This is a genomic window from Streptomyces sp. NPDC127177 (genome assembly GCF_042672475.1).
Lineage (GTDB): Bacteria > Actinomycetota > Actinomycetes > Streptomycetales > Streptomycetaceae > Streptomyces.
The window spans coordinates 1-12755 of sequence record NZ_JBHXUW010000070.1 but is presented as its reverse complement, the minus strand read 5'-3'; the positions used below and the strand labels follow the sequence as shown (position 1 = coordinate 12755).

At 71.1% G+C, this 12755-nt stretch carries 15 protein-coding genes and 1 tRNA gene; 10 read left to right on the top strand and 6 right to left on the bottom strand.

Annotated elements, in window-relative coordinates; genetic code table 11:
- Genes ACFVJX_RS31200 through ACFVJX_RS31185 form a run of 4 tightly spaced genes read left to right on the top strand, consistent with a single transcriptional unit; the run spans nt 1 to nt 2090 of the window.
- Nucleotides 1-435 (top strand): roadblock/LC7 domain-containing protein, encoded by a 435-nt coding sequence (locus tag ACFVJX_RS31200; protein WP_384134402.1) that lies wholly within the window; start codon nt 1-3, stop codon nt 433-435.
- On the top strand, nt 432-809 hold the full coding sequence (locus tag ACFVJX_RS31195; RefSeq protein WP_384134405.1) for a DUF742 domain-containing protein: 378 nt from the start codon (nt 432-434) through the stop codon (nt 807-809). Before ACFVJX_RS31200 ends, ACFVJX_RS31195 begins: the two co-directional genes overlap by 4 nt.
- Nucleotides 787-1506, top strand: a complete 720-nt coding sequence (locus tag ACFVJX_RS31190; RefSeq protein ID WP_384134408.1) for an ATP/GTP-binding protein — start codon at nt 787-789, stop codon at nt 1504-1506. The genes ACFVJX_RS31195 and ACFVJX_RS31190 overlap by 23 nt, the downstream gene beginning before the upstream one ends.
- Before the next feature lie 20 nt (nt 1507-1526).
- Nucleotides 1527-2090: a GAF domain-containing protein gene (locus tag ACFVJX_RS31185; RefSeq protein ID WP_384134438.1), complete on the top strand. Its 564-nt coding sequence runs from the start codon at nt 1527-1529 to the stop codon at nt 2088-2090.
- Between the two features lie 180 nt (nt 2091-2270).
- Here the strand turns inward: ACFVJX_RS31185 and ACFVJX_RS31180 are convergent, their stop codons facing one another.
- Nucleotides 2271-2996, bottom strand: a complete 726-nt coding sequence (locus tag ACFVJX_RS31180; protein WP_384134411.1) for a TetR/AcrR family transcriptional regulator — start codon at nt 2994-2996, stop codon at nt 2271-2273.
- Between the two features lie 166 nt (nt 2997-3162).
- Between ACFVJX_RS31180 and ACFVJX_RS31175 the strand changes: the two genes are divergently transcribed.
- The gene (locus tag ACFVJX_RS31175) at nt 3163-4110 is read left to right on the top strand and encodes an NAD-dependent epimerase/dehydratase family protein (protein WP_384134414.1); all 948 of its coding nucleotides are present in this window, start codon (nt 3163-3165) and stop codon (nt 4108-4110) included.
- Nucleotides 4111-4124: 14 nt separating this feature from the next.
- Here the strand turns inward: ACFVJX_RS31175 and ACFVJX_RS31170 are convergent, their stop codons facing one another.
- The gene (locus ACFVJX_RS31170; protein WP_384134417.1) at nt 4125-5027 is read right to left on the bottom strand and encodes a transketolase family protein; all 903 of its coding nucleotides are present in this window, start codon (nt 5025-5027) and stop codon (nt 4125-4127) included.
- Between the two features lie 71 nt (nt 5028-5098).
- On the bottom strand, nt 5099-5800 hold the full coding sequence (locus ACFVJX_RS31165; protein WP_384134420.1) for a transketolase: 702 nt from the start codon (nt 5798-5800) through the stop codon (nt 5099-5101).
- 127 nt (nt 5801-5927) lie between these two features.
- Between ACFVJX_RS31165 and ACFVJX_RS31160 the strand changes: the two genes are divergently transcribed.
- The 3 genes from ACFVJX_RS31160 to ACFVJX_RS31150 all read left to right on the top strand — a co-directional run bounded on the left by ACFVJX_RS31160 (nt 5928) and on the right by ACFVJX_RS31150 (nt 7763).
- Nucleotides 5928-6001 (top strand) — tRNA-Pro (locus tag ACFVJX_RS31160).
- Between the two features lie 200 nt (nt 6002-6201).
- The gene (locus ACFVJX_RS31155) at nt 6202-6609 is read left to right on the top strand and encodes a YciI family protein (protein ID WP_384134441.1); all 408 of its coding nucleotides are present in this window, start codon (nt 6202-6204) and stop codon (nt 6607-6609) included.
- A gap of 8 nt (nt 6610-6617) precedes the next feature.
- Entirely contained in the window at nt 6618-7763 is a 1146-nt protein-coding gene (locus ACFVJX_RS31150; protein ID WP_384134444.1) for an RNA polymerase sigma factor, read from the top strand.
- A gap of 86 nt (nt 7764-7849) precedes the next feature.
- Here ACFVJX_RS31150 and ACFVJX_RS31145 read toward each other — a convergent pair whose 3' ends face one another.
- On the bottom strand, nt 7850-8575 hold the full coding sequence (locus tag ACFVJX_RS31145; RefSeq protein ID WP_384134423.1) for an alpha/beta fold hydrolase: 726 nt from the start codon (nt 8573-8575) through the stop codon (nt 7850-7852).
- A 125-nt stretch (nt 8576-8700) separates the two neighbouring features.
- Here ACFVJX_RS31145 and ACFVJX_RS31140 point away from each other — a divergent pair, with 125 nt between their 5' ends.
- On the top strand, nt 8701-9294 hold the full coding sequence (locus tag ACFVJX_RS31140) for a TetR/AcrR family transcriptional regulator (RefSeq protein ID WP_384134426.1): 594 nt from the start codon (nt 8701-8703) through the stop codon (nt 9292-9294).
- A gap of 54 nt (nt 9295-9348) precedes the next feature.
- On the opposite strand, the gene ACFVJX_RS31135 is transcribed toward ACFVJX_RS31140, so the two are convergent.
- Together ACFVJX_RS31135 and ACFVJX_RS31130 are read right to left on the bottom strand one after the other, a co-directional pair.
- Nucleotides 9349-10092 (bottom strand): GntR family transcriptional regulator, encoded by a 744-nt coding sequence (locus ACFVJX_RS31135; RefSeq protein ID WP_384134447.1) that lies wholly within the window; start codon nt 10090-10092, stop codon nt 9349-9351.
- Between the two features lie 141 nt (nt 10093-10233).
- A complete protein-coding gene (locus tag ACFVJX_RS31130; RefSeq protein ID WP_384134429.1) occupies nt 10234-11157 on the bottom strand; it encodes an LLM class F420-dependent oxidoreductase in 924 nt (307 codons plus the stop codon).
- A 172-nt stretch (nt 11158-11329) separates the two neighbouring features.
- Here ACFVJX_RS31130 and ACFVJX_RS31125 point away from each other — a divergent pair, with 172 nt between their 5' ends.
- Nucleotides 11330-12751 carry a glyceraldehyde-3-phosphate dehydrogenase gene (locus tag ACFVJX_RS31125; RefSeq protein WP_385746313.1) on the top strand — a complete coding sequence of 474 codons (1422 nt, stop codon included), beginning with the start codon at nt 11330-11332 and terminating at the stop codon, nt 12749-12751.
- The last annotated feature ends 4 nt before the right edge of the window (nt 12752-12755 follow it).

Sequence of the window (12755 nt, the reverse complement as noted above, 5' to 3'; positions counted from 1 at the left end):
ATGGCGAGCGATATGCCGTCCGGTCAGGTCTCGGACCTCGACTGGCTGCTGAGCGGGCTGGTACAGCGCGTGCCGTACACCCGCAGCGCGGTCCTCCTCTCCGCCGACGGGCTGGTGAAATCCCTCCATGGCTTGGACGCCGACAGTGCCGACCACATGGCGGCCCTGGCCGCCGGCCTGTACTCTCTCGGCCGCAGCGCCGGTGCGCGGTTCGGCGACAACGGCGAGGTCCGCCAGGTGGTGGTCGAGCTCGACTCGACGCTGCTCTTCGTCGCCACCGCCGGTTCCGGCACCTGTCTCGCCGTGCTCGCCGGGCGCAGCGCCGACGCCGCCGTGCTGGGCTACGAGATGACCATGCTGGTCAAGAGCGTGCGGCCCTATCTGATGACCCCGACCAGACAAGCGGCCGGGATGCCGGGCGCCACGGGGCTGTGAGCGTGTCGACCACGCAGGACGCGCCGTTGCTCGACGACGCGGCGGGCCGTCTCATCCGCCCGTACACGGTGAGCAACGGCCGTACCCGGCCCACGACCGTGCTCGACCTGCTGTCCCTGGTCATGGCCACCGGGACCGTCCCACAGGTCCACCTCGGCCCCGAGCACTCGGTGGCGCTGGGACTGTGCGGCGGTCCCACATCGGTGGCCGAGATCGCGGCACATCTGCGGCTGCCCGCGGTCGTCACCAAGGTGCTCCTCTCCGACCTGGTCGACTGCGGAGCGGTCACCGCGCACCCGCCCGCCTTCCATGACATGCCCACTGACCGATCCCTGCTGGAGGCAGTGCTCGATGGCTTACGACGACAGCTCTGACGGTTTCGACAGCTCCGCCCCGTACACGGGGACCGCGAGCCCCGGAAACGTCGGCTACGCGGACGCCCCCGGCACCGGGTATCCGGAGGAGGCCGCCGCCCCCGAGGGCTTCCCCGTCGCGCTCAAGGTGCTGGTGGCGGGCGGGTTCGGTGTGGGCAAGACGACCTTCGTCGGCGCGGTCAGCGAAATCGCGCCGCTCAGCACGGAGGAGTTGCTGACCCAGGTCAGCGCGGCGACCGACAGCCTCGAAGGCATCGAGTCGAAGACCTCCACCACGGTGGCCATGGACTTCGGACGCATCACGCTGGACGAGCAGCACGTGCTCTATCTGTTCGGCACCCCGGGGCAGGAACGCTTCTGGTTCATGTGGGACGAGCTCTCCCAGGGCGCCCTGGGCGCGGTGGTCATCGCCGACACCCGGAGACTGGAGGAGTGCTTCGCCGCCGTCGACTTCTTCGAACGGCGCGGGATCGGGTTCATCGTCGCCGTCAACGAGTTCGACGGCGCCTTCCGCTACGGCCCCGACGAGGTGCGGGCCGCGCTCGACCTGACACCCGAGGTGCCGGTCGTCCTGTGCGACGCCCGGATCGCCAGCTCGGGCACCGGCGCCCTGGTCACCCTCGTCCAGCACCTCATCAACGCCACCGCCGAACCGGCCCCGCTCTCCGCCCACGGAAGCTACGGAGTCCGTACGTGATCCCGCACGCCATCGGGCGGATGCTGCTGACCCCCGTGGACGGCGACGCACCCGTCCGGACCCAGCGGCTGCGCAGCCTCGGCCTGGGGGAGCGGTCCGACGCCTCGTTCGACAACTTCGACGCCTTCGCCGACCGGGTGGCCGAAGTGACCGAGGTGCCCTTCTCGATGGTCAACTTCATCGACGGGAACCGGCAGTTCTACGCCGGGCTGCACACCCCCGCGGGCACCCGCAAGGGCTCCGACCTGGGAGCGACGGCGGCGGGCAGCGGCCGCAGCGGCCGGTACGTCGCCCTCGACCACGGCTACTGCCCGCACGTCGTGGTGCGGCGCAGGGCGCTGGTCCTGGAGGACGTCTGCGACTACCCGCGCTTCGCCGGCAACCCGGTCGTCGACGACATAGGCATCCGCTCCTACCTGGGGGCGCCCCTCATCGACCGTACGGGGATCGCGCTGGGCGCCGTCTGCGCCGTGGACACCGTGCCCCGCCCGTGGGGGCGGGCAGGGCTCGACACGATCAAGTCCCTGGCACAGGAACTGGTCGGGCACATCCATCGGCGGGAGGACAACAGCATCGGGATCTGAGGTCAGGGCCGCGGGCCCCGGATCACGGAATGCAGAACACCGCCCGCGCCAACTGGACGGACACCGCCGCCCCCGCCCCCGTCGGCACCGGATCCGTCATGACGGAGAACCTCACCGGCCTGGACCGGCTGCCCGCCGAGGCCCTCGCCGTCGCCGCACGGGGCGAGGGGCGCCGGGTGATCACCCCAGCCCGAAGGTGTCCGCCAGCATCCCGACCTGCGTGGCCAGGAGGGTGTCCCCGGTGTGTCCCATCCCGGCGAACTGCCCCGCCACCTCCAACCCCACCGATCCGTGCAACTGCGCCCAGGCGAGGAGCGCGCCGGCCAGCGCCCCCGCCGCGTCCGCCGTGTCGTCGGCGGCGTCCGCCGCGTACTCGGCCACCCAGCCGGCCACGCCCGGGTCCGTGCCCAGCCACTCCTTCATCTGGGCCACCACTGGGGCCGCGCCGGCCCCGGGGGCCCCGCCCGCGAACACCGGAAGGAACGGCCCGAGCACCGCGCGCGCCCGGTCCAGCGTGTCGGCGGGGGCGACATACCCCGGCACCGGCGCGCCCTGGATCAGGAGATAGCGGTGCGGCTCGTCGACCGCCCAGGCCCGGTAGGCCACCGCGAGGGAGTGCAGCCGCTCACGCGGGCTCTGTGAGGCCGCCGTCGAACGGGCCGCCGCCGCTCCGATGGCCGCCGCGGCGTCGTCGTACGCGTCCCGGATCAGGGCGTGCAGCAGGTCGTCGCGGCTCGCGAAGTAGCGGTAGAGCGCCGGACCCGACAGGCCCATCTCCTTGGCGATACGGGTGAGCGCGAGCGCCGCGACACCGCCGTCGGCCAGCTGGCGCAGGGCCGCTTCCTTGATCTCCGCCCGGGTCCGCTCCCGGTACCGGGCCCGCGGCCCCTGCTGTGCCTCGGCCATCCCGGGCCCCTTTCGCTAGGCAAGCTCACTTCAGTTACGGAGTCTAACAGTCAGGCTTGCGATGGAGTATCGCGAGAGTTACTGTCTCTAACAGAAGTGAAACGCCATAGCGGCCCGGCGCGTCCAACCGCTCCGGGCTGCCGTCCGCAACACAGGGGAGTACGCGATGACCGCAGCACGTGACCTTCAGGTAGTTCTCGGAGCGGGCCCGGCGGGCACCGCGCTCGCCGTCGAACTCGCCCGCCGCGGGCACCCCGTCCGGCTCGTCGACCGGGCGGGCGGCGGGCCGGTACTCGAAGGTGTCGACCGGTTCGCCGCCGATGTCGCCACGGAGGAGGGCGCCCGCGCGGCGGTCGAGGGTGCGGCCGTCGTCCACCACTGCGTGAACGTGGCCTACCACCTCCAGGTCGAGGTCATGCCGCGGATCCAGCTGGCCGTGCTGGCCGCGGCCGAGGCGCAGGGTGCGCGCCTCGTCGTGCTCGACACGCTCTACCCGTACGGCGAGACGCACGGGGCGGTCATGACCGAGGACACCCCGTGGAACGCCACGACCCGCAAGGGGCTGATGCGCGCCGAGCTCGACTCCCGCTACCTCGCCGCCCACGCCGAGGGCCGGCTGCGGGTCGTGCTGGGCCGGTCGGCCGACTTCGTGGGGCCGGGTGTCCTCAACTCCACGCTGGGCGGCGCGGTTTTCCCGGCCGCGCTGACCGGGGGAGAGGTCCCGGCGTTCGGTGACATAGACCTGCCGCACAGCTACACCTACATCGGCGATGTGGCCGCGGGCCTCGCGACGCTCGGTGAGAACCCGGACGGCGACGGCCGGGTCTGGCACCTGCCGACGGCGCCGGCGCTCACCACCCGGCAGATCCTGTCCATGATCGAGGAGCGCGTCGGCCGTCCGCTGACTCTGACCACCGTCGCCGAACCCCGGCCGTTCGGAGCGTTCGACGAGGTGTTCATGGCGGAGTACGCCGAGATGTTCTACCAGCACACGGAAGCGCAGATCGTCGACTCCTCGGCCATCGAGAAGGCGTACGGCCTCGTCCCGAACCCGCTCTCCGCCACGGTCGACGCCACACTCGCCTGGTACGGCGAGCTACTGGCCGCCCACTGAGCGAGCCCGCCGGCTCACCTGCCGAGGAACGCCCCGATCCGCCGGCGCAGGCCCTGCGGGTCCAGGCCGTGGGCGGCGAGGTGCTCGTCCATCCGCCCGTACCTGCGCAGTTCCTCGCGGGCCACGCCGAGTCCCAGGACGCGGTGGGGGAGCGCGGTCAGCGCGTCGTTGGCGGCGGCCGTCGAGGTGCCCGCCAGATAGGGCTCGACGATCACGACATCGGCGGCCGGCCGGCCGTCCACGGCGCGGCGCAGGCCGTCCCCGTCGAACGGCCGGACGGTCGTCGCGTACAGCACGGTCGTGTCGAGCCCCTCGGTCGCGGCGAGCACGTTGTCGAGCATCGGGCCGACGGCGATCACCACACCGCCCGCCCCCTCGCGCACCGTGGTGAACCCGCCCGCCCCGCCGACCCGGCGCGCCCGGTCGTTCGACTGCATCGACAGCCGCACATAGACCCGGCCGTCCCCGGCGGCGGCCTCCCGCACCAGCGCCTCGGCCTCGTCGGGGTGTCCCGGAACGTGCACCGTCCAGCCGTCGAGGGTGTCCAGCAGCGCTACGTCTCCGGGTGACATGTGGGTGAAGCCGCCGGCCGGCCAGTCGTACGAGCCGCCGGCGCTGACCAGTACGCCTCCCACGCCCTGATGGCCGAAGTCCAGCTTCACCTGCTCGAAGGGGCGCTCCACCAGGAAGCTGGCGAAGGTGTGCACGATCGGCCGCAGTCCGGTGAGCGCCATTCCGGCCCCGGCCCCGATGAGCAGCTGCTCCCGGATGCCGACATTGACGACGCGGTCGGGATGGGTCCGCTGGGCCCGGTCGAAGCCGTCCCGGCTGATCTCGGCCAGCACGAGTGCCAGCCGCGGATCCTCGTCGAGCAGGCGTGTGGTGGTCGAGATGAATCGGTCCCGCATCGTGTCCATGGAGTTCTTCCTCTTCCTTCTGTCTGTTCGCTCTGGCTGTTGCTGTTCCGGTGGGTCGCCGACGCGGGGGCTCAGCGCTTGGGGGCGACGCGGGCCACCACGGCCCGGGGCCGGCCGGGGTGCGGGGCGGTGAAGGCGTCGTACAGCTCCTCGTGGTCCCGCCCGTCCACGGAGGCGACCGACCAGCCCGCGGTCGCGAACCGGGCGGCGATACCGCCGGGGCGGCCGTACGACGCCGACTCGTTGTCGATCACCACGGTGTGCAGGCGGTCGAGACCCGCCGGGCCCGCGTAGGCGATGGCCTCGTGGTTGCTGCCCTCGTCCAGCTCCGCGTCCCCGGTCAGCACCCACACGGCGGGGCCGGTCAGCCCCTGGGCCCGCAGCCCCAGCGCCGTCCCGACGGCCAGCGGCAGCCCGTGCCCCAGTGAGCCGCTGCCGATCTCGGCGCCGGGCACCAGCAGCCGGTCCGGGTGGTGGCCGAGCGGGGAGTCGTACGAGCCGAAGCCGGTCAGCAGCTCCTCGCCGAAGAATCCGTGCGCGGCGAGGACGGCGTAGTACGCCATCGGCCCGTGCCCCTTGGACAGGAGGAAGCGGTCGCGGTCGGGTGCGTCGGCCGTCTCCGGAGTCACCCGCAGTACCCGGTCGTACAGCACCCACAGGGCGTCGAGAGTCGAGGTGGCGGCCGGGCCGTGCTTCTCGTCACCGGTCATCAGGCTCATCAGCCGGTGCAGATCTCGGTACGCGGGCGCGGCGGCGGTGGTCGTTTTCGTCATGTGCCTCAGCGTTCAACATCAAGCATGGTTGAGGTCAAGTACCAAAGGCGTTCGTAACCACCCGTTGAAGTGCGGTATTGTTCTCATGCGCGTTCGGCCAGGGGGAAGCCCCAGGTCAGGCGGGTATCGGGACGTGGCGCAGCTTGGTAGCGCACTTGACTGGGGGTCAAGGGGTCGCAGGTTCAAATCCTGTCGTCCCGACGATGTACACGGGCTTCCGGCCCGGATCAGGGCCTTGTTTCACTTCGGTGGAGCAAGGCCCTGAGTCGTTTTCCGATGCGCCGGCGCCCACCGGACGGGACAGAAAAAACCTCGGACGATGATGTCGAGAACCCGTGACCGGCTCCGTCCCCGGTGTGAACGCGACCAGAATGGTCCGCACCAGCACCGAGGAGAAGACCATGGCCAAGTACCTGCTGCTGAAGCACTACCGCGGCGCGCCGGAAGCGGTGAACGACGTGCCCATGGACCGCTGGACGCCGCAGGAGGTCTCGGACCACGTGCGGTACATGAACGACTTCGCGGCACGGCTCGAGGAAACCGGCGAGTTCGTCGACAGCCAGGCGCTCTCCCCGGAGGGGATGTTCGTCCGGTACGACGGCGAGGGGCGTCCGCCCGTCACCGACGGGCCGTTCGCGGAGACCAAGGACGTCATCGCCGGCTGGATGGTGATCGACGTCGACAGCCACGAGCGGGCTGTCGAGCTCGCCGGGGAGCTGTCGGCGGCCCCCGGGGCGGGCGGGAAGCCGATCCACGAATGGCTGGAGCTGCGCCCGTTCCTGAAGGCGATGCCGACCGTCACGGAGTGACCTCTCCCGTGGACGATGTGCTGCTCAGGAGCCTCACGCCGAGCGTGCTCGGAATCCTCGTCCGCCGCGGAGCAGATTTCGCGGCGGCCGAGGACGCCGTACAGGACGCCCTGGTCGAAGCGGTACGGGTCTGGCCGGCCGAACCGCCGCGCGACCCGAAGGGGTGGCTGGGCACCGTGGCCTGGCGCCGGTTCCTCGACGCCACCCGGGCGGACGCCGCCCGCCGCCGACGTGAGGACCGCGTCGACGAGGAGCCGGTGCCCGGGCCCGCACCCGAGGCGGACGACACGCTCCGGCTCTACTTCCTGTGCGCCCACCCGTCGTTGACGCCGTCCTCCGCCGTCGCGCTCACACTGCGCGCCGTCGGCGGGCTGACCACCCGCCAGATCGCCGCCGCCTACCTGGTGCCCGAGCCGACCATGGCGCAGCGCATCAGCCGGGCCAAACGCACCGTCTCGGGAGTCCGGTTCGACCGGCCGGGCGACGTCGCGACCGTGGTGCGCGTGCTCTACCTCGTCTTCAACGAGGGCTACTCCGGTGACGTCGACCTGGCGGCCGAGGCCATCCGGCTCACCCGGCAGCTCGCGGCCACGATCGACCACCCGGAGGTCTCCGGTCTGCTCGCCCTGATGCTGCTCCACCACGCGCGGCGAGCCGCCCGGACGGCCTCCGACGGCAGCCTCGTGCCGCTGGCCGAACAGGACCGTGGCCGGTGGGACACCCGGGCGATCGCCGAGGGTGTCGAGATCCTGCAGGCCGCCCTGGCCCGGGACAGGCTGGGGGAGTTCCAGGCACAGGCCGCCATCGCGGCGCTCCATGCCGACGCACCGACCGCCGGGGAGACCGACTGGGTGCAGATCCTCGAGTGGTACGACGAGCTGGCCGGCCTGACCGACAGCCCGGTCGTCCGGCTCAACCGTGCCGTCGCCGTGGGCGAGGCCGACGGACCACGCGCCGGTTTGGCGGCGCTCGCGGTGCTGGCGGACTCGCTGCCCCGCCACACCGCGGTGGCGGCCTACCTCCACGAGCGCGACGGGGACCTGGCGACGGCGGCACGGCTGTACGCGGAGGCGGCCCGAAAGGCTCCCGACCTCGCCGAGCGCGACCACCTGACGCGCCAGGCCGCCCGGCTCAACGCCCGCCGGGACCGCTGAGGGTCGCGACCCCCGCCGGGACCGCTGAGGGTCGCGACCCCCGCCGGGACCGCTGAAGGTCCCGAGCCCGGCCGCGACCGCTTAGCTCAGCTCAGCTTGAGCAGTAGATCCGTGAGCTCGCGCGGCATGGTGATCATGCAGTCGTGGCCGGTCGGCAGCTCCCACACCTGCGCCGCTGTGCCGTTGGGCTGGATCGGAGGGATGGGGCGGCGGGTGATTCCTTCGGGCACCCCGGCCGTGCAGTGGATGTGGGTCCGCTGGATCGCGTGAACGGCGGGGTTGTCCAGCTGGACCGGTTGCTGGAGGCAGAGCACCGGCTGGTCCGACAGCATCGCGCGCAGCCGGGCGACGTCGGCCGGGTCGGTGACGCCGAAGAGCCCGACGGGGGCCGGGAATTCGGGCAACGGCGGAATCCGCCAGGGTGTGTCGGACTTCGCGGCGTCGTCGATCATGACCTGGGTGATCGGCTGGGCGTCGACCGCGGTCTCGCCGTGCTCGGGGACCATCGCGTCCAGGTAGACGAGGTGGGCGATCCGGTCCGGGACCCGGTTGGCGACGGACGAGATGACCAGCCCGGCGTAGCTGTGTCCCACCAGCACCACGTCGGTGAGGTCCTCCTCGATGATCAACCCGACGATGTCGTCGACGTGGGTGTCGAGGCCCACCTCGGGGCTGAGCAGATGTGCTCTGTCGCCGTAGCCGGTCAGCGACGGTGCGAGCGCCCGGTGCCCGGCCGAGGTCAGCAGTGGCACCACCCGCTCCCAGGACTGCCCGCTGTGCCAGGCGCCATGAACCAGTAGATATGTCGACATTGTGTCGCTCCTCGCCGACCGGGACTCCCCGGTCTGCCATGATGGGTAAACGGGACGCTGTCCCGATTCAGAAAATACGGGACACTGTCCCGTTTAGCAATCCCGGGCAGGGAAGGGGCGATGTGGTGAACGACGTCGATCGGGACGCGGGGCGTGCGCCCCGGCCCAAGCGTGCGGACGCGCGCCGGAATCAGGAGGTCCTGCTCGGCTCGGCCGCCGCGGTCTTCGTTGAATCGGGCGTGGAGGCACCGATCCGGGACATCGCGGCCAGGGCCGGCGTCGGGACGGCGACGATCTACCGCCACTTCCCGACCCGGGCGGATCTCATCGTCGCCGTCTACCGGCACCAGGTCGAGGCCCTCGCCGAGGCCGGCCCGGCCCTGTTGGCGGACTCCGGCACGCCGCATGCCGCGCTGGGGCGGTGGGTCGACCTCTTTGTCGACTTCCTGGTCACCAAGCAGGGGCTCGCCGGGGTGTTGCAGTCGGACGACCCCTGTTTCGATCCTCTGCACTCCTACTTCGTCGAGCGGCTCGTCCCCGTGTGCGGGGGGCTGCTCGACGCGGCGGTCCGGGCGGGCGAGATCCGCGCGGATCTGGACGCCTACGCGTTCATGCGTGGTGTCGGAGGGCTCTGCGCGGGGGCCGGTGGCAATCCGCGGTACGACGCGCGCCGACTGGTCGAGATCCTCGTCGCGGGGCTGCGCCTGCCGCGGGAGTGACGTCCGGCCGCGATGCTTCGCCGGCCCGGGGGTGGTGACGCGCTCAGCGTGCGGTCAGCGCGCGGTCAGCGTCATCTCGAACGAGTACCGGGACGCCCGGTACAGGTGGGAGCCGAACTCCACCGGGCGGCCCGCGTCGCCGAGGACCGTGCGCTCCATGGTGAGCAGGGTGCCGCCGCGGGGCTCGTCCAGCAACCGGGACTCCGCCGCGGTGGCGCGGCGTGCTCCGATGGTCTGGTCGGCGGTCCGCAGGGAGATGCCCGCACGCCTGAGCAGTTCGTAGAGGCCGTGCTGGGTGAGGTCCTCCTCGGTCAGCCCCAACAGACCGGGCGGCAGGTGGTTCTCCATGACCGCTATGGGTTCGTCGTCCGCGTAGCGCAGTCTGCGCAGGGCCAGGGTGTCCGCGCCGGGCTCGAGCTTGAGAGCCGCGGCGGCCTCGGCGGGGGCGGGTGCGGTCCGCATGGACAGCAACTCGGTGCGCGGTCGCCGCCCGTCTCGTCTCAGGTCCTCGAACAGGCTGGTCAGCTCGATCTGCCTGCGTACCCGGTTGTTGACGACCTGGGTGCCCACCCCCCGCTTGCGTGCGAGCAGCCCTTTGTCCACGAGGTGTTGCATCGCCTGGCGCATGGTCGGGCGGGACAGCCCGAACTGGTCGGCCAGGGCGATCTCGTTCTCCAGTCGCGTACCGGGAGCCAGCGTGCCGGATTCGATGAGGTGCTGGAGCTGCTGAGCGACCTGGAAGTACAGCGGCACCGGGCTGCTTCGGTCGATGGTGATCAGCCTGGTGATCGACTCCATGTCGGGCTCCTCAGAACGTTGCGCCACGGAATCAGTATGCCGCACGTTGGACCCAAGCTCAGTACGTATATACGTCAGGACAAAGAGTGAGCTCGCTGGGTACGCCGGCGGTACAACTCGGGGCCGGCGCCCAACGGTTCCTCAGCCGGCCAGCTCTCCCAGGAGCTCCCAGGTCCGGCGCCGGTCGGCGTCCCCGGCCAGATCCGTCCCCGAGAACACCACCTCCGTCGCCCCGGCGTCCCGGTAGCGGCGCACCTCGTCGGCCACCGTCCGCTCGTCGCCGATCACGGCCACGTCGGCGGCGCGCTTGCCGCCGGACAGTTCCACGACCCGTGCGTAGGACGGGATCTGCTCGTAGAACGCGAGCTGTTCGGTGGCCGTCGCGCGTGCGGCGTCGGGGTCGCTTGTGACCACGCCGTGGACGAGCGCCACGATGCGGGGCGCGGGGCGTCCCGCTTCCCGCGCGGCCGCGGTGACCGCCGGGACGATGTGCTCGGCCAGGGCCCGGGGGCCGGCGAGGTAGGGCAGGATCCCGTCGGCGAGCTCGCCGCTGACGCGCAGTGCCTGCGGGCCCATCGCGGCGACGAGCAAGGGCACTCCCGCCTCCGCCCCGGGGACGCGTGCGGGCACCGGTGTCGCCGCGGTGATCAGCTCGCCGTGGAAGTCGGCGGTGCCGGTCTCGGTGAGCTGTCGCAGTGCGGTGAGGAACTCCCGCAGCCGGGCGATGGGGCGCTCGTAGGGGATGCCGAAACCTCCCTCGGTCAGCAACTTGGTGCCGAGCGCGAGTCCCAGGTGGTAGCGGCCGTGCGTGGCGGCCTGCGCGGTCTGGGCCTGACTGGACACGATCAGCGGGTGGCGGCCGAACACCGGGATCGCGGACGTCCCCACGTCGATGCCGGGCACCTCCCGCCCGACGATCGCCGCGAGCTGGGGGGAGTCCGCTCCGAAGGTCTGCCCGAACCAGGCGGACCGCAGCCCCGCCGCCGCTGCCTCCGCCGTGAGGCGCACGCTCTCATCGATCTGGTTGCCGGTGCCCGTGGCACTGATAGCTACTCCAACAGTCATGTCACACAAGAACCAGGCGAGGGCGGGCGCGCATTCCGCCTCCTCCGTGACGACTTCATGTCCGCTGTGTGTACGGGGGCGAGAGCGGGTGCGGCCGCTGACGGCACCCTCTCGATGATCAAAAGAACAGCGGGTTACCATATGAGCGCCTCCTAGCTCGAAAGATAAACCTGTGACTGTCAATGACGACTCGTTCACCAACTGGAAGAACCGCGAGGAGATCGCGGAGTCGATGATCCCGATCATCGGGAAGCTGCACCGGGAGCGGGACGTCACCGTCCTGCTGCACAGCCGCTCCCTGGTGAACAAGTCGGTGGTCAGCATCCTCAAGACCCACCGGTTCGCCCGGCAGATCGCCGGCGAGGAGCTCTCGGTCACCGAGACGCTGCCGTTCCTTCAGGCGCTCACCACCCTCGACCTCGGCCCGTCCCAGATCGACATCGGGATGCTCGCCGCGATGTACCGGAGCGACGACCGAGGGCTGTCCGCGGCGGAGTTCACCGCCGGAGCCGTCGCAGGCGCCACGGGCGCCGACAAGATCGAGCGCCGCGAACCGCGCGATGTCGTCCTCTACGGATTCGGCCGCATCGGCCGTCTCCTGGCCCGGCTGCTCATCGAGAAGGCGGGCTCCGGCAACGGCCTGCGGCTGCGCGCCATCGTCGTCCGCAAGGCGGCCGGCCAGGACATCGTCAAGCGCGCCTCACTGCTGCGCCGCGACTCCATCCACGGTCAGTTCCAGGGCACGATCACCGTCGACGAGGCGAACAACAAGATCATCGCCAACGGCAACGAGATCAAGGTGATCTACTCCGACGACCCGACGACCGTGGACTACACCGCGTACGGGATCAAGGACGCCGTCCTCATCGACAACACCGGCCGGTGGCGCGACCGCGAAGGGCTGTCGCAGCACCTGCGCCCCGGGGTCGCGAAGGTCGTCCTCACCGCACCGGGCAAGGGCGACGTCCCCAACGTCGTCCATGGCGTCAACCACGACATGATCAAGCCGGACGAACAGATCATCTCCTGCGCCTCGTGCACCACCAACGCGATCGTCCCGCCGCTCAAGGCGATGGCGGACGAGTACGGCGTCCTGCGCGGCCACGTGGAGACGATCCACTCGTTCACCAACGACCAGAACCTGCTGGACAATTACCACAGCTCCGACCGACGCGGCCGCTCGGCGCCCCTCAACATGGTCATCACCGAGACCGGTGCGGCCTCCGCCGTGGCCAAGGCGCTGCCCGATCTCGACGCGACGATCACCGGCAGCTCGATCCGGGTCCCGGTGCCGGACGTCTCGATCGCGATCCTCAGCCTGAAGCTCGGGCGCGAGACCACCCGCACCGAGGTCCTCGACCACCTCCGCGAGGTGTCGCTGACCTCGCCGCTCAAGCGCCAGATCGACTTCACCACCGCCCCGGACGCGGTCTCCAGCGACTTCATCGGCTCGCGCCACGCCTCCATCGTCGACGCCGGCCCCACCCAGGTCGACGGCGACAACGCGATCCTCTACCTCTGGTACGACAACGAGTTCGGCTACTCGGGCAGGGAGATAGTGCCCGAGTTCTACGCGCGTCGCCAGGGGGCCTGACGTA